The organism is Afifella sp. H1R, from assembly GCF_021462425.1.
Classification (GTDB): domain Bacteria; phylum Pseudomonadota; class Alphaproteobacteria; order Rhizobiales; family Afifellaceae; genus Afifella; species Afifella aestuarii.
In genome coordinates this window covers 575,969-592,779 of record NZ_JAKEDY010000001.1, presented here as the reverse complement: position 1 = coordinate 592,779, position 16,811 = coordinate 575,969, and the positions used below count along the sequence as shown (strand labels likewise).

Genomic DNA, 16,811 nt, shown 5'->3' with positions numbered 1-16,811 from the left:
GTCAAGCGTCGGGTGACGTGGTGCGGGCGGAGGGACTCGAACCCCCAAGCTGTTAGGCACTTGGACCTAAACCAAGCGTGTCTACCAGTTCCACCACGCCCGCCACCTTCAAGAGCTGGCGCGCCCTGCCAAGGTTGGGGCTCTATATCATGTCTTTGTCCGCGCACAAGGTGGCGCGCAACCGCCAAAAGAAAAGCCCTCCGAAGAGGGCCGAGGTCCAATCATTGTGCAGTGAGTCTTGAAGCTTGCCGTGGCAACCGACGACACATCACGTCACCTGCCCACACGTCCTCTCTTAGCGTAAACCGGAGTTTAACGAAATCCCCCGGTTCGCCTGTGGTTAATCAGCGCAGCATTCAGATGCGAGCTGCGACCACACCGCGGGCAGCATCTCCGATAAATCTTCCGAAATCAGGCCCGGCCCAAAACGGTGTGCCGCATCGGCATGCATCCAAACCGCAGCGCATGCGGCTTCGAAGGCCGGCATTCTTTGGGCGGCAAGCCCCGCGATCATGCCAGCGAGAACGTCGCCCGTCCCGGCCGTCGCGAGCCATGGAGCATCCTGCGCGGAAATCGCAGCCCGACCGTCAGGGGCGGCCACGACCGTGTCCGCGCCCTTGAGAATGACGATCGCTCCGGCTCGCTCGGCGGCCTCGCGTGTCTTCTCGACCTTGTCGTCCTTCTCCGCGAGATCAGGAAAAAGCCGCGAAAACTCGCCCGCATGCGGCGTCATCAAGACCGGAGCCGAGCGGCCTGCGATCGCATCGAAAAGCCCGCCGGGATGCTCCTTGAAGCTCGTCACGGCATCGGCGTCGAGGACGACGGCCGCCTCGCTCTTCAGGCAGGCGATCACACGTTCGCATGTCGCCTTCCCCACCCCGGCGCCAGGCCCGATCACCACGGCGTTGAGGCGCGTATCCGCAAGAAGCTCGGCCAGACCTCCAGAGCCGTCCGCCTTCTTGATCATGATTGCAATGAGGTGGGCCGCAAGCGCCGGAATGGCATCTTCCTCCGCCGCCATACTGACGAGACCCGCCCCCGCCCGCAGAGCGGCCCGCGCCGCCAGGCGCGCGGCTCCCGTCGCATGGGCAGGCCCTGAGACGACGACGGCATGGCCGCGGGCGTATTTGTGTCCCTCCACCCCCGGGAGCGGCAGAACGGTGCGCCACAGGCCTGGATGATTGCGCCACAGGCGGAGCGAAAGACCCGGCAGCACCGCGCCCGGGATGCCGATGTCGGCCACATGGATCTCCCCGCAATGGAGACGCCCGGGCAACAGGAGGTGTCCGGGCTTCTCGCGGAAGAAGGTCACGGTTCTTGCCGCCTTGAAGGCCGCTCCGCGAACGCCTCCGGTACGACCATCGATGCCGCTTGGGAGGTCGACGGCCAGAACCGGTCGTTCGCTCGCATTGACCGCCTCGACGAGAGCGGCCACCTCCCCGCCGAGTGGCCGCCCGAGACCCGCCCCGAAAAGCGCATCGACGATGAGGTCGGTGGACAGATCGATCCCGGCCGACAGCGGCTCGATCTCGCCCGGCCAGCGCGAAGCGGCGCTCGCCGCATCACCTGACAGTTTTTCGCGGGAACCGAGGAGCGCAAGCCGGACACGATAACCGCGCTCCGCGAGACAACGTGCGGCGACGAAGCCGTCGCCTCCGTTGTTGCCGGGCCCGGCCAGAACGAGGACATGCCCGCGGTGCGGGCACATGGCCTGTGCATGTTCTGCGACCGCCGCGCCGGCGTTCTCCATGAGCAAAGGGCCGGAAATTCCGGCGCCCATCGCAGCTCGGTCGGCGCGCCCCATTTCCTCCGGAGTGAGGAGGAGGAGAGCATCCCGGGCAGAGAAATGATCACGCATTGTGCAGTTGCCTCATTATTATGCCACACCAATGGGGAAAAAGCGGTCATCCGTCGCCGCAAAATTAGCCTTGGCAGCGGCAGGCGCCTCGTCTTCCATGCGCGCGCGGCCAAGAGCGGGCTGGCACGCTTCCTGCTGAGGGGCGGTCGGAGCGACGACGACGCTCACGGGCTCTGGAGTTTCCCTTGATATGAAGAAGATCGAAGCGATCATAAAACCGTTCAAACTCGATGAAGTGAAGGAGGCGTTGCAGGAAGTCGGACTGCAGGGCATCACAGTGACCGAGGCCAAAGGCTTCGGGCGTCAGAAGGGCCATACCGAGCTCTATCGCGGTGCAGAATATGTCGTCGATTTCCTGCCCAAGGTGAAGGTCGAAGTGGTTCTGCCGGACGAGCTTGTCGAGCGGGCCGTCGATGCCATCCGAAACGCAGCGCAGACCGGTCGCATTGGCGACGGAAAAATCTTCATCTCCAGCGTCGAAGAAGCCATTCGCATCCGCACGGGCGAAACCGGCGCAGAGGCAATCTAGAGATCGGTCGCGGCCGGCACTTCTCCGATGGCCGCACCCTTTCCCCATTCCATTTAGAAGGTGACACTCATGAGCAATGCTTCCGATGTCTTGAAATCGATCAAAGACAACGATGTGAAATATGTCGACCTGCGCTTCACCGACCCGCGCGGTAAGATGCAGCACGTGACCATGGACGTATCCATCGTCGACGAGGATATGTTCGCCGACGGCATCATGTTCGACGGTTCTTCGATCGCCGGCTGGAAGGCCATCAACGAGTCCGACATGACGCTGATGCCGGATCCCGACACCGCCGTCATCGACCCGTTCTTCGCGCAGCCGACGCTCGCCATCTTCTGCGACATCCTGGAGCCGTCCACGGGCGAGCCCTACAACCGCGATCCGCGCACCACGGCCAAGAAGGCCCTCGCCTATCTGCAGTCGACCGGCGTCGGCGACACCGCCTTTTTCGGTCCGGAAGCGGAATTCTTCATCTTCGACGACGTGCGCTTCTCCTGCACGCCTTACAACACCGGCTTCCTGCTTGATTCCATCGAGCTGCCCACCAATCAGTGGACGGAATACGAAGGCGGCAATATGGGCCACCGCGTGCGCACCAAGGGCGGTTATTTCCCGGTGCCGCCGATCGATTCGGCCCAGGACCTGCGCTCCGACATGCTGATGTACATGGCCGAGATGGGCGTCGACGTCGAAAAGCACCATCACGAGGTCGGTTCCGCTCAGCATGAGCTCGGCATGAAGTTCGACACGCTCGTGCGCGTCGCCGACAAGCTGCAGATCTACAAATACTGCATCCATCAGACGGCCGCGGCCTACGGCAAGACGGCGACCTTCATGCCGAAGCCGGTCTTTGGCGACAACGGCACTGGCATGCACTGCCACCAGTCGATCTGGAAGGACGGCAACCCGGTCTTCGCCGGCAACCAGTACGCCGATCTTTCGGAAGAATGCCTCTTCTACATCGGCGGCATCCTGAAGCACGCCAAGGCGCTGAACGCCTTCACGAACCCGACCACCAACTCCTACAAGCGTCTGGTCCCGGGCTACGAGGCTCCGGTGCTGCTCGCCTATTCGGCGCGCAACCGCTCGGCCTCCTGCCGTATCCCGTACACCAATTCGCCGAAGGCGAAGCGCATGGAGATCCGCTTCCCGGATCCGGCGGCGAACCCGTATCTCGCCTTCTCCGCCATGCTGATGGCCGGCCTCGACGGCATCAAGAACCGGATCCATCCGGGCGACCCGATGGACAAGGACCTCTACGATCTGCCGCCGGAGGAGCTGAAGGACATCCCGACCGTTTGCGGCTCGCTGCGTGAAGCGATCTCGTCGCTGGAAGCCGATCACGACTTCCTGACGGCCGGTGGCGTCTTCGACGAGGATCAGATCGAGGCCTATCTCGACCTCCTGCGCGAGCAGAACATCCGCTACGAGCAGACCCCGCATCCGATCGAGTTCGAGATGTACTACTCGGTCTGACCCCTTCGGGCTCAGAGCCATCATCGAAAGCACTTTGGGGAGGCGGTCACCGCCTCCCCTTTTTGTTGCGCGCGCGAAGTGGGCCACCTCCCGACGAAACGGCAGAGCCAGAGTGACATCCTCGGTTTTGGCAAGCCCCTGCGATCTCGTCCCGACTGCCGGCGGGACATGAGGCATGGTCGGCTAAATTGGCGCAGGCCGAGTTTCTAGGCAGATGTGTCGCAAACGGCACAGCACCGTTAACGAATCTGCTCTATCTTTAGGCGGTCCAGGTGGATGGCCGGCTAGGTTCATCGCGCGCATCCGAAAAGGCTTCCTTTGCCCTGTCGGTCGTCCACCTCCGGTTCTCCACCGGTTGCAGGCCGAGCTGCGCGCTGCCCTTGAAACCAAGCGCTTGAAGGCGCATCGATAGCGGCACGCTCTGCGGTCGCTTCTCTGCGGCTGCGCATGGAGCAGGGTCACGTCGCCGTCAGGCCGAGACCATGGCAACATCGCCATCCGATTCGCATCAAGGCAGAAGCATGGACCGAGCCGAGGATCTTTTTTCGAGCGGCAGCAAGCCCTCCGGCACAAAAACGCCCACAGAACGGACCCCTCGCCGCCGCAAGGCGCGCGAGGCGAGCGCTCCGGCGTCGGGCTACTCTGCCTCCGACATCGAGGTCCTGGAGGGCTTGGAGCCGGTCCGGCGCCGGCCGGGCATGTATATTGGCGGCACCGACGAGAAGGCTTTTCACCATCTCTTTGCCGAGGTGATCGACAATTCGATGGACGAGGCCGTGGGCGGCCACGCCAGTTGGATCGAGGTCGAGCTCGACACCGAAGGCTTCCTGACCGTCACCGATAATGGCCGCGGCATTCCCGTCGACAGGCATCCGAAATTCCCCGACAGGTCAGCGCTCGAAGTCATCATGACGACGCTGCATGCCGGCGGAAAGTTCAATTCGAAGGTCTATGAAACCTCCGGCGGATTGCACGGGGTCGGCGTCTCCGTCGTCAATGCCCTGTCGGAAAAACTCGAGGTGGAAGTTGCGCTCAATCGCAAGCTCTACCGACAGATTTTTTCGCGCGGCAAGCCGCTCGGCCCGCTGGAAGAAGCCGGCGACGCCCCGAATCGCCGCGGCACGCGCATCCGTTTCCGCCCGGACCCTGAAATTTTCGGCTCCGAGATCACGTTTGATCCCAAGCGCCTGCACGAGATGGCGCGATCGAAGGCCTATCTCTTCGGCGGGGTCGAAATCCGCTGGAACTGCCCTTCGTCCCTTATCGATCCGAAGAGCGAAGTGCCGGAGAAGGCCGTCTTCCATTTTCCGGATGGGCTGCGCGATTATCTCGACGCCACGCTCGCCGGAGAGACCCGCGTCGGCGACATTTTCTCCGGCCGCACGGAACGCCCGGGCGGGCATGGGGCCGTCGAATGGGCCCTGGCCTGGTTTGCCGGCGACGGCTTTCTGAGTTCCTACTGCAACACGGTGCCGACGCCCGAAGGCGGCACGCACGAAGCCGGATTGCGCACCGCGCTCCTGCGCAGCCTGAAGGGCTATGGCGAGCTCATCGGCAACAAGCGCGCGGCCCAGATCACCTCCGACGATATCATGACGTCGATGGGCGGCATGCTCTCGGTGTTCATCCGCGAACCGGAATTCGTTGGCCAGACCAAGGATCGGCTGGCGACCGGCGAAGCGTCCCGCATCGTCGACGCCGCCATTCGCGATGCGTTCGATCATTGGCTCGCCGCATCACCGAACCAATCGGCAAACCTTCTCGACTGGGTGGTGGACCGCGCCGAAGAGCGCCTGCGCCGACGCCGCGAAAAGGAAATTTCTCGCAAGACCGCGACCCGCAAACTGCGGCTGCCGGGCAAGCTTGCCGATTGCTCGGCGAGCGACCGCGACGACACCGAGCTCTTCATCGTGGAGGGCGATTCGGCCGGAGGCTCCGCCAAACAGGCCCGCAACCGGCGCACGCAGGCAATCCTCCCGCTCCGCGGCAAGATCCTCAACGTGGCGAGTGCCGGGCGCGAAAAACTTTCTCAGAATCAGCAGCTCTCGGACCTGATCCAGGCGCTCGGATGCGGTACCGGCTCGCGTTACCGCGAACAGGATCTGCGTTACGGCAAGATCATCATCATGACCGACGCCGATGTGGACGGCGCGCATATCGCGTCCCTCCTCATCACGTTCTTCTATCGTGAAATGCCCGAGGCGATCCGGCAGGGACGCGTGTTTCTGGCCGTCCCGCCTCTCTTCCGGCTTTCGCAAGGCGGCAAGGTTCTCTACGCCCGTGACGAAGCTCATCGCGACGAACTGATGCGAACTGAATTTTCGAGCCGCGGCAAGGTCGAGGTGAGCCGCTTCAAAGGCCTCGGCGAAATGATGCCGGCGCAGCTCAAAGAGACGACGATGGACCCTGCCCGCCGCACGCTTTTGCGCGTCGGTGTCGTCGAAGACGAAGCTCAGGCGGTTCGCGCAACCGTGACACAGCTCATGGGCAACAAGCCCGAAGCGCGCTTCGCCTTCATCCAAGAGCGCGCGGCTTTCGCACCGCCAGATCTCGACATCTAGGCGCGCCCGAGCGCGACACACCGCCCCTCAGACGGGTTCGGAGCAAGCCCGATATCCGGCGTGTCGCCGTTACATTTCAGGGCGATGCGGCGGCCGGGCAATCGTCTCGATCGATGCGACAGGACGGGTCTCAGCCCTGCACGAGGCGCCCGCAACGCCTCTCCTCACGACACACCGTGAGCCACAAAAAAAACCGGCGGCCGAAGCCGCCGGTTTCCCACTCGCTCGGAAGCGAGAATTAGTAGTTGGCCATCACCGAGCCGCTCGGGCCGCCAAAGCGCCAGTTCACACCAACCATGAAGGTGTCCATGTCGGTGTCGAACTTCACGCTCGAGCCGTCCGCATAACCGATCGACTTGTCGTCGAACCAGTAGTGGCGATACTCGCCCGAGACGGAGATGTTGTCGGTGACCGCAACCTCGATGCCGGCGCCGAGCGTCCAGCCGAAGTCGCCATCGTCGTCGCTGTCGCCATAGACAACAGTGCCGTCGGTGTAGGAGTTGCTGTGGTCGTAATCGACGTAGGCAACACCACCGAGGACATACGGATGGAAGCGGTCCATGCCGACACCGGCGCGGGCCGTCACGCTGGCGAGCCAGTTGGCGTCCATGCCGTTGACAACCGTGTCACGGCTGCCGTCGCCGTCGACGTCAAGCCAGTTGATGTCGCCGCGCACGCCCAGGACGGCCCAGTTCCACTGGTAGTCCCAACCGGCGGCAACACCGGCCGTCCAGCCGTCGCTGTCGAAATCAAAGCCGCCGACCGTCGTGCCACCGTAGTTGAAGTCGGTGTCGACGTTAGACCACGCCCAGCCAGTCTGAAGACCGACATAGCCGCCCGACCAGTTGTAGGTCGGCGTGGCAACCGGCGTTGCGACGGGAGCCGGCTCATAGGTCGGCAAATCCGCTGCGAGGGCGGAACCGCCCATCAGGGCAACCGCGGCGCTCGCGAGAAGGATCTTTTTCATGTGTTACTCCATTGCGGGAAAACTGGATAAGGCTCCCCTTTGCCAAGAGTTCATTTAGCAAAGCGCGACGGAGCTGTCTGTCGCCGAAACGCAACAGTGACAGGGTTTCAAACCAGCTGTTTATTGTTAACGAACGTTAATGTACGGCGGCACACTGTGAACGATAAGTTAATGCACCCTTTTCCCGCCACATTGTGGCAGAAACCGACCGGAATTTTGGCGAAGTGTATTTTTAGCATAACGATGGTCCTACAATGTTTATTCGATACTCTCTTGCGATTTTTGTTATGACAAAGTTCTCACGCGAAGACGTATTAAGACAAAAGCCTCGACAGGCCTCTCAAAAGAGAGGCAAATTCGACACCTAATTCGGGGCGATGTCATCGCATTTGGCTCTCGGGCGGCGGCCCCAAGAGGCCCTCAACGAAAATGCGTGGAGGACGAAAGCACGCCAGCTCAACCGTTTGCTTGACACATGTCGCATGGCACCTATGGTGCGCCTCGTGTAAACAAGCCCGACGTTGAGAAGTTTTCCGCCGGGCGCGAAATTTCCCATGAGCTTTGATAATCTCGGTTTAAGCGACAAGGTTTTGCAGGCCGTTCACGCGGTAGGCTACACCGAACCGACGCCCATTCAGGCGGCGGCGATCCCGCATGTGCTGGCAGGGCGCGACGTCCTCGGCCTCGCCCAGACAGGCACGGGCAAGACGGCATCCTTCACTCTTCCTATGCTGACGCTGCTGGAGCGCGGCCGTGCACGCGCACGTATGCCGCGGACGCTCATCCTCGAGCCGACGCGCGAGCTCGCGGCACAGGTGGAAGACAATTTCTCTGGCTACGGCGCCAACCACAAACTCACCGTGGCGCTTCTCATCGGCGGCATCTCCTTCGATGAGCAGGACAAGAAGCTGACGCGGGGTGCCGACGTTCTGATCGCGACACCGGGGCGCCTGCTCGATCATTTCGAGCGCGGTCGGCTGCTTCTGACAGGTGTCGAAGTCCTCGTCATCGACGAGGCGGACCGCATGCTCGACATGGGCTTTATCCCCGACATCGAGCGGATCGTCAGCCTGATCACGGCGACTCGCAAACCGCAGACGCTTCTCTTCTCGGCGACGATGCCGAAGGAAATCGCCACGCTTGCGGCGAAGTTCATGACCAATCCGGAGCGGGTGGAGGTTTCCCGACCGTCCAGCACGGCGGAAAACGTCAGCCAGCACACCGTGGTCACCGGTCGCAAACCACATGAGAAGCGCGTCGCGTTGCGAGCCTTGATCGATCGCGAGAAGGATCTCACCAACGCGATCATCTTCTGCAATCGCAAGCGCGATGTTGCGACGCTCGAGCGCTCGCTCAGGCGGCACGGCTATTCAGCCGGCGCACTGCACGGTGATATGGACCAGCATGCGCGGCTTGCGACGCTGGAATCGTTCCGCGAAAATCGTATCAGCCTTCTCGTCGCCTCGGACGTCGCGGCTCGCGGCCTCGATATCCCGGCCGTCAGCCACATCTTCAATTTCGACGTTCCGACACATGCGGAAGATTATGTGCACCGCATCGGCCGGACGGGTCGGGCTGGGCGCAAGGGCCGCTCCTTCACGCTGATGACGGCTGAAGAGAAAAAATACGTCTCTGCGATCGAAAAGCTCATTCATCGCGAAATCCCGCCTCTCCCCGACTTTGAAGCCGCCGAACCGGAGGCCGACGAGGAAGATGAACGTCCGCGGCGCTCAAGTTCGCGGCGCGGAAAGAGCGGCAGCCGAGAGCGTTCGCGCAGCGCAAAGCCTGCGACCAAGACAGATGCGGACGACGTTGCTGCAAGCGCGGGTCCTGCAGCGACCGAAGCCAGATCCGGCCAAACCAAACCGGACCATGGCAAGGCCGAGCACGGGAAACCCGAACAAAGCAAGGCGAGTTCTCGTCCGGATTCGCGGCCGCAGCGCAACGACAAGCCGCAGCAGAGCGGACGGTCGAAAGGCAAGCAGCACAGGCAACGCGAAGAGGAAGCCGTCGGCTTCGGGGATCACGTGCCGGCCTTCCTTCTGCAGCCGGTTCGCGTCGGCAACAGCTGAACGAGCACTTGGACGGGCCCGCAAGGCGGCCGCATCGATCGCTCGCCTCTCCGTCTCATTCCCAATAAAAAAACGCCGGCCCGCGGGCCGGCGTTTTTTATTTGAGATCAGAAACGGCGCTCACACACGAGCCGACTGGAAGCTGCCGGGATCGGCAGCCTGCAATTCCACCGATTCGCCGCAACCGCAGGCCGAGGTCTGATTGGGATTGCGAAACACGAAGCCCGTCCGCAGCTTCGTCACCTCGAAGTCCATTTCGGTGCCGAGCAAAAACAAGGTGGCGGAGGGATCGACGAAAACCGAAACCCCCTCTCCAAGATCGACCTTGTCATCGGAGGGATCGGCCTCGCGCGCGAGATCGACGGTATATTCCATACCGGCGCATCCGCCCTTCTTGATGCCGACCCGTATGCCCGCGGCCGGCGCTTCAGCGTTTGCAACAATCTCACGCACACGCGCAGTGGCGGCGTCCGTGAGGCTCAAAACTTGAAATCCGGGAAAAGCCATAGGTCCAACCTAGTCACTGAGGTTCGTCGTTTCCAGTCCCGCAGTGCATCGCGGATAAGCCGGCGCGCGAGACTGCGAGGCAGCCGACGTCAAGCGGCGCCGGACCCTACCACCAACCGATCGCGACTTTCGCCTCATCCGACATCCGTTCCGGCGTCCAGGGGGGATCGAAGACCATCGTTGCCGTCGCGCCGGAAACGCCCTGGACGGAGGCAACAGCGTTCTCCACCCAGATCGGCATCTCGCCGGCCACCGGACAGCCCGGCGCCGTGAGAGTCATGTCGATGTTCACATGGCGCGAATCGTCGATATCGACCTTATAGATCAGGCCAAGCTCATAGATGTCTGCCGGGATCTCGGGATCGTACACGGTTTTGAGAGCCGCCACGATATCCTGGCTCAGGCGCTCAACCTCGTCAGGCGGAATAGCCGAAGCGTCGATATCCGGAGAGTTCGGCGCCTCGTCCACCTGCGCAGAGGGCACCGCCGCGGCGTCGGTTTCGTCCTTGTGCGTGGTCTCATCCATCGCTCTTATCCTCACGCGAAGAAGGTCTGCGCCTTCATCAGGGCTTCCGCCAATTTATCGACTTCTGCTTTCGTATTATAGAGGCCGAAAGACGCACGGCACGTGGCGGTCGTCCCGTAATGGGTGAGAAGCGGCTGCGCACAATGCGTGCCCGCACGCACCGCTACCCCTTCCCGGTCGATAATCATCGAGACATCGTGTGGGTGCGTGCCTTCGAGATTGAAAGAGATGATGGCGCTCTTATCCGGAGCATGCCCATAGATCGTGAGCGAATTGATCTCGCCCAACCGTTCGTGCGCATACTCCTTGAGCACGTGCTCATAGGCCGCAATTTTCTCACGCCCGAGCTCCCGCATGTACTTGAGCGAAGAGCCCAGCCCGATCGCCTGAACGATCGGCGGCGTCCCGGCCTCGAATTTATGCGGCGGTTCCGCATAGGTGACGCCCTCCTGCGTCACATCCTTGATCATCTCTCCACCACCGAGGAACGGCGGCATTTTCTCCAGCCATTCCCGTTTCGCCCAGAGGACTCCGATACCGGTCGGTCCATAGGTCTTGTGGCCGGTGAAGACATAGAAATCGCAGCCGAGATCCTGAACGTCGATTGGCAGGTGCACGGCGGCCTGGCTGCCATCGACGAGAACGGGAATGCCGCGCTCATGGGCAAGCCGACAGATCTCCCGGATCGGCACGACCGTTCCCGTGACATTGGAAAGATGAGTCACGGCAACCATTTTGGTGCGATCGTTGAGAAGCTGCTCAAAGGCTTCCAGATCGAACGAATCATCCTCGCGAATCGGCGCCCAGCGGATCACCGCGCCGGCGCGCTCGCGATGATAGTTCCAAGGCACAATGTTCGAGTGGTGCTCGAGAATGGAAAGGACGATCTCGTCCCCCTCTCCGATCGCCATGCTCCCATAAGACGCCGCGACCAGGTTGATCGCCTCCGTCGACGAGCGCGTGAAAATTACCTCGTCCACCGATGTGGCATTGAGAAAGCCGCGCACAGTCTCTCGGGCATCCTCGTAGGCCTCGGTCGCCGCATTCGAGAGGAAATGAAGGCCGCGGTGAACGTTGGAATAGGTCTCGGCATAGGCCCGCGAAACGGCGTCGATCATCGCCTGCGGTTTCTGAGCCGAAGCGCCGTTGTCGAGATAGACGAGCGGTTTGCCATAGACCTCCAGCGCAAGCGCCGGAAAATCGGCCCGCACAGCCTCCACGTCGTAGGTGGCGTTCTTTGTCAGCATCAGCCCCGTCCTCTCGCGCCGAAGCGCCTATTCGCAAAATGGCTGCCGCAGGTTGCGGCAGCTTTCGTCAGCGGACCTCGCCTCCGAGCGACAGCCAGCGGCGTGTGCGCGCCTCAAGTGCCGCAACCACGTCGTCGTCTGCGATCTCCTCGATCGCCTCGGCGAGGAATGCATGCACCAGCAGACGTTCTGCCTCATCGGCCGGAACGCCGCGAGAGCGCATGAAGAAAAGCATTTCTTCGTCGATCTGGCCGCAGGTTGCGCCGTGGCCGCACACCACGTCATCGGCGAAGATTTCGAGCTCCGGCTTGTTGGAGAACTCCGCGTTCTCCGACAAAAGCAGAGCCTGGCTCATCATCTTGCCTTCGGTCTTCTGCGCGTGCGGCCAGACATTGATGCGGCCCTGGAAAACGCCACGCGCCTCGTCGTCGATCGCCGACTTGAAGAATTCCTGGCTCACGCATTCCGGCACCGCGTGATCGACGATCAAGGTGGTGTCGAGATGCTGGCGGCCCCTCGCAATGGTCGCCCCGCGGATGCCGGAGGTGGCCCCCTCGCCGTCGAAGATCATTCGGATCTCGGAACGAGCGACCGCACTGCCGGCTGCGAAGAAGAACGGATCGAACACCGCGTCGGCCTCGACACGCGGCAGGATGAGACCAAGATGGAGCGCCTGGTCGCCCTCCTCCTGCGCCTTCACCCATTTCACCTTCGCGCCCTTGCCGATGCGAATGTCGGAGACGACGTTGGTGTGGTAGCCGACGCCGTCGGGACCGACGTAGCTTTGCAGGATGACAGCTTCCGCTCCGTCTCCCACCGTCACCTGATGGCGGAGCGTCTGCAGCCCCGGCTCATTCCCGGCAAAGACGGTGCAGATCTCAAGCGGCCTCGCGAGCTTTGCGCCTTCGCGAATACGGATCACGGCGCCATCGCGCACGAAGGCGCTGTTGAGCGCATAGACCGGCGCTTCACCTGGATCGACCTGCTCGTTGCGCTCCAGGAGAGCGCCCCCGTCGTTCAGAAAACGGCCCAGGGAAGCGAAATCCAGCGCATCTTCGACCCCGCTCAAATCCGAGAGCGGCGGCACGAAATATCCGTTCACGAAAACGATGCGGGCGCGGTCGATATCGGCGAAAATATCGGCCTGATCGACCAGGTGACGCGCGCGCTCCGGATTGACGGGCTCGGCCGGCGCCGGCGCGTCCGTCATCAGCCGACGCAGGTCGGTATATTTCCAGTCTTCCACGCGGCGGTTCGGCAAGCCCTTCTCGATGAAGGCATCGAAGGCCGTGGTGCGCATGTCCCGTATCGGGTCGTCGCCGGAAAGCGCTGCAAAATGGTGAGCCAGCGCCTCCTCGGCTTTTGTGCGCGTGCGTTCGGGCTCGGCCATTACGCGGCCTCCACGTAATCGGCGTAGCCCTTCGCCTCCAGCTCGAGCGCCAGCTCGCGCCCACCGGACGTCACGATGCGGCCTCGCGAGAGAACATGCACGTAATCCGGCACGATGTATTCGAGCAGGCGCTGATAGTGGGTGATGACGACGATCGCGCGATCGGGCGAGCGCAGCTTGTTGACGCCATCGGCCACGACACGGAGCGCATCGATGTCGAGGCCGGAATCCGTCTCGTCCATCAGGCAGAGCGACGGCTCGAGAAGCGCCATCTGCAGGATCTCGTTGCGCTTCTTTTCACCACCCGAAAACCCGACATTGAGCGGGCGCTTCAGCATCTCCGGCGTGACGTTGAGCTCGCCAGCCACTTCCTTCACGCGACGCATGAATTCCGGCGTCGTCAACTCCGGCTCGCCGCGCGCCTTTCGTTGCGCGTTCATCGCCGTCTTCAAGAAGGTCATCGTGCCGACGCCCGGGATCTCGATCGGATACTGGAAGGCGAGGAAGACGCCGGCCGCGGCCCGCTCGTCGGGCTCCATCTCCAAAAGGTCCTCGCCCTTGAAGGTGACGGATCCACCGGTGACCTCATAATCCTCCTTGCCGGCCAGGATATAAGACAGCGTCGACTTGCCGGACCCGTTCGGGCCCATGATGGCATGCACCTCTCCCGCTCCGACTTTCAAAGAGAGGCCGCGCAGGATTTCCTTGTCGTCTTCCGCCACCTTGGCGTGCAGGTCGTTGATCTCAAGCATGCGTTTGTTCCTGAATTGATTCAGCCTTCAGGGCTAGAGCCCTGATATGTCTTGAAAACTCGGCTCGCAAAGAGCCGCTCGCGATCAGCCAACGCTGCCTTCCAGCGAGATACCGATCAGGCGCTGCGTCTCGGCCATGAACTCCATCGGCAGCTTCTGGATGACCTCACGGGCGAAGCCGTTGACGATCAGGGCCACCGCTTCCTCCTCGCTCATGCCGCGCTGCTGGCAGTAGAACATCTGGTCGTCGGAGATTTTCGACGTCGTCGCTTCGTGCTCGAAGATCGCCCCGGCGTTCTTCGATTCGATGTAGGGCACGGTGTGAGCCCCACAGTTTTCGCCGATCAGGAGCGAATCGCACTGCGTGAAGTTCCGGGCCCCCGAAGCCTTGCGATGCGCCGACACCAGGCCGCGATAGGTGTTGTTGGAGTTGCCCGCCGAGATGCCCTTGGAAATGATCCGGCTCTTCGTGTTCTTGCCGAGATGGATCATCTTCGTGCCGGAATCGATCTGCTGGTGACCGTTGGAAATGGCGATCGAGTAGAATTCGCCTTCCGAATTGTCACCGCGCAGAATGCAGGACGGGTATTTCCAGGTGATCGCCGAACCGGTCTCGACCTGAGTCCAGGAGATCTTGGAGTTCTTGCCCCGGCAATCGCCGCGCTTCGTCACGAAGTTGTAGACGCCGCCCTTGCCGTCCTTGTCACCCGGATACCAGTTCTGGACCGTGGAATATTTGATCTCGGCATCGTCGAGGGCAACGAGCTCGACGACAGCCGCGTGGAGCTGGTTCTCATCGCGCATCGGCGCCGTGCAGCCTTCGAGATAGGAGACATAGGCTCCCTCGTCCGCAATGATCAGCGTGCGCTCGAACTGACCCGTATTGCGCTCGTTGATGCGGAAATAGGTCGACAGTTCCATCGGGCAGCGCACGCCCTTCGGCACGTAGACGAAGGAACCGTCGGAAAAGACCGCGGAGTTCAGCGTCGCGAAGAAATTGTCTGTGACCGGCACCACGGAGCCGAGGTATTTTCTGACGAGGTCAGGATATTCGCGGATCGCCTCGGAGATCGGCATGAAGATGACGCCCGCCTTGGCGAGCTCCTTCTTGAAGGTCGTCGCAACGGAGACGGAATCGAACACCGCGTCGACCGCGACCGGACGCCCCTCACCGCCGGCGGGCGGCGTCTCGGAATCCTCGTCTATCGCGGAGGGTTCGTCGGCCTTGCGGACGCCGGCGAGGATCTCCTGCTCTTTCAGAGGAATTCCGAGTTTCTCGTAAGTCGCGAGGATCTCCGGATCGACCTCATCGAGCGAGTTCGGTCCGCTCATCGATTTCGGAGCGGCGTAGTAATAGAGCTCCTGGTAATCGATCTTGGGATACTTCACCCGCGCCCAGGAAGGCTCCTTCATCGTCAGCCAGCGCCGGTAAGCCTCAAGACGCCATTCGGTCATCCATTCCGGCTCGCCCTTCTTGGCAGAAATGAAACGCACGGTGCTCTCATCGAGCCCCTTCGGCGCCCGGTCAGACTCAATCAGCGTTTCGAAGCCGTACTTATACTTGTCGACGTCGATCTGCTTAACTTGCTCAATGGTCTCCTGAACGGCTGGCATTCAGTTCTCCTTTATTGGTTCAAGCCGCCCGGCCGAGGTTCATCCGATGATGGATGGTCTGCCACACGTCAAGAAAACGATCGATATCCCGCTCGTCCGCGTTCCAAGGAAGACTGACCCTGATAGCGCTTGGAGCAGCAAAATTCATGGCGCGCAGCACGTGCCTGTCGCCGACTTTGCCCGATGAACAGGCAGACCCGGAGGAGACGCTCACACCCTCCAAATCGAATGCGATCACCAGCGTTTCCGCGGCCATGCCCGACGTTGCAAACAAGACCGTATTGGCGACCCGCTCAGCCGCTTCGCCGGCAATCAAAGTGCGCGCCTCAATTTTGCGCAGACCCTGCTCAAGCCGTTGGCGCAGCTCCTGCAGCCTCTCCATGTGCGACACATGGTGGCGCACCTCTTGCACTGCAACGCCGAAACCGGCGATCGCGGCGAGGTTTTCGGTGCCAGCACGACGGCGCTTCTCCTGGCCTCCGCCCTTCAACAGATTCTTCGGGAACGCCTCGTCGCTCCGCACCACCAGCGCCCCGGCGCCCTGCGGGCCTCCAAGCTTATGCGAGGAGAGAAACAAAATGTCGGCGCCGAGCTCTTCGAGAGACAGCGGCATGCGGCCGGCCGCCTGGACGGCATCGCAGATCACCCGCCCGCCGAACTCATGCACGGCAGCCGCCGCTTCGGCGACGGGCTGTACCACCCCCGTCTCGTTGTTGACGGCCATCAAGGCAAGAACCGGACGAGATTCGGTTGCGTCGGCAGCGAGCCGTGCGCGCAATGCTTCGATATCCAGAACGCCGTCACCGCGCACCGGCACGGACGCCGTCCTGTCCGGAGCGAACATGCCGCCGGCAAGAACGCAGGGATGTTCGACCGCACTGAGATAAAGGCGCTCATCCGGCGCCATCGGGGTCAGTGCCCAATTGGCGGCTTCGGTCGCGCCACTGGTAAAGACGATGTTTGCGGCTTTCGCTCCCAAAAGTGCGGCGACGGCTTCGCGCGCGCCTTCGATCAGATCGCGCGCCCATCGCCCTTCACCATGCACCGAGGACGCGTTGCCGGGATGTTCGAGAGCCGCAAGCATCGCCTCACGCGCCTGCGGGCGAAGCGGCTCGGTGGCATTTGCGTCCAGATAGGTTCTAGCCCGACTCATCACGGCTCCCGGCCGGTCGGCTGCTTTGTTCTTGCAACCGAACGAACACATAGTGTTTAGATACGCTCCCGCCACGAGCGGGGACGCTGCATTTCTTTTGAACCATTCCAAACTAAGTTTTAGGGAGGGGTTCGAACGGAGTCAACAAAACCTCCG

General features: G+C 62.0%; 13 protein-coding genes and 1 tRNA gene. 4 read left to right on the top strand and 10 right to left on the bottom strand.

The annotated features are described in order from the left end of the window. Positions 1-18: 18 nt before the first annotated feature. A tRNA-Leu gene (locus L0F51_RS02695) sits at positions 19-103 on the bottom strand. 237 nt (positions 104-340) lie between these two features. Continuing rightward, positions 341-1,858: an NAD(P)H-hydrate dehydratase gene (locus tag L0F51_RS02690; protein ID WP_234627836.1), complete on the bottom strand. Its 1,518-nt coding sequence runs from the start codon at positions 1,856-1,858 to the stop codon at positions 341-343. Positions 1,859-2,048: 190 nt separating this feature from the next. Here L0F51_RS02690 and L0F51_RS02685 point away from each other — a divergent pair, with 190 nt between their 5' ends. The 3 genes from L0F51_RS02685 (at position 2,049) to parE (ending at position 6,427) form a co-directional block, all read left to right on the top strand. After that, positions 2,049-2,387, top strand: coding sequence for a P-II family nitrogen regulator (locus tag L0F51_RS02685; RefSeq protein WP_092812670.1), 339 nt, complete (start codon positions 2,049-2,051; stop codon positions 2,385-2,387). A 69-nt stretch (positions 2,388-2,456) separates the two neighbouring features. Next, positions 2,457-3,866 carry a type I glutamate--ammonia ligase gene (glnA, locus tag L0F51_RS02680; protein ID WP_234627835.1) on the top strand — a complete coding sequence of 470 codons (1,410 nt, stop codon included), beginning with the start codon at positions 2,457-2,459 and terminating at the stop codon, positions 3,864-3,866. Positions 3,867-4,387: 521 nt separating this feature from the next. Beyond that, entirely contained in the window at positions 4,388-6,427 is a 2,040-nt protein-coding gene (parE, locus tag L0F51_RS02675) for a DNA topoisomerase IV subunit B (protein ID WP_234627834.1), read from the top strand. 238 nt (positions 6,428-6,665) lie between these two features. Here the strand turns inward: parE and L0F51_RS02670 are convergent, their stop codons facing one another. Next, on the bottom strand, positions 6,666-7,394 hold the full coding sequence (locus tag L0F51_RS02670; protein WP_234627833.1) for an outer membrane protein: 729 nt from the start codon (positions 7,392-7,394) through the stop codon (positions 6,666-6,668). Positions 7,395-7,948: 554 nt separating this feature from the next. Between L0F51_RS02670 and L0F51_RS02665 the strand changes: the two genes are divergently transcribed. After that, positions 7,949-9,466, top strand: a complete 1,518-nt coding sequence (locus L0F51_RS02665) for a DEAD/DEAH box helicase (RefSeq protein WP_234627832.1) — start codon at positions 7,949-7,951, stop codon at positions 9,464-9,466. Between the two features lie 120 nt (positions 9,467-9,586). Here the strand turns inward: L0F51_RS02665 and sufA are convergent, their stop codons facing one another. The 7 genes from sufA to L0F51_RS02630 all read right to left on the bottom strand — a co-directional run bounded on the left by sufA (position 9,587) and on the right by L0F51_RS02630 (position 16,655). Then, positions 9,587-9,973, bottom strand: a complete 387-nt coding sequence (gene sufA / locus L0F51_RS02660) for a Fe-S cluster assembly scaffold SufA (RefSeq protein ID WP_234627831.1) — start codon at positions 9,971-9,973, stop codon at positions 9,587-9,589. Between the two features lie 106 nt (positions 9,974-10,079). After that, positions 10,080-10,499, bottom strand: a complete 420-nt coding sequence (locus L0F51_RS02655; protein WP_234627830.1) for an SUF system Fe-S cluster assembly protein — start codon at positions 10,497-10,499, stop codon at positions 10,080-10,082. An 11-nt stretch (positions 10,500-10,510) separates the two neighbouring features. Next, positions 10,511-11,746, bottom strand: coding sequence for a cysteine desulfurase (locus tag L0F51_RS02650; protein ID WP_234627829.1), 1,236 nt, complete (start codon positions 11,744-11,746; stop codon positions 10,511-10,513). Between the two features lie 67 nt (positions 11,747-11,813). Further along, positions 11,814-13,136, bottom strand: coding sequence for a Fe-S cluster assembly protein SufD (sufD, locus tag L0F51_RS02645; protein ID WP_234627828.1), 1,323 nt, complete (start codon positions 13,134-13,136; stop codon positions 11,814-11,816). Next, positions 13,136-13,888, bottom strand: a complete 753-nt coding sequence (sufC, locus tag L0F51_RS02640) for a Fe-S cluster assembly ATPase SufC (protein ID WP_128293919.1) — start codon at positions 13,886-13,888, stop codon at positions 13,136-13,138. The genes sufD and sufC overlap by 1 nt, the downstream gene beginning before the upstream one ends. Before the next feature lie 84 nt (positions 13,889-13,972). After that, entirely contained in the window at positions 13,973-15,502 is a 1,530-nt protein-coding gene (gene sufB / locus L0F51_RS02635; protein ID WP_234627827.1) for a Fe-S cluster assembly protein SufB, read from the bottom strand. 19 nt (positions 15,503-15,521) lie between these two features. After that, the gene (locus L0F51_RS02630) at positions 15,522-16,655 is read right to left on the bottom strand and encodes a cysteine desulfurase family protein (protein WP_234627826.1); all 1,134 of its coding nucleotides are present in this window, start codon (positions 16,653-16,655) and stop codon (positions 15,522-15,524) included. Positions 16,656-16,811: the final 156 nt, after the last annotated feature.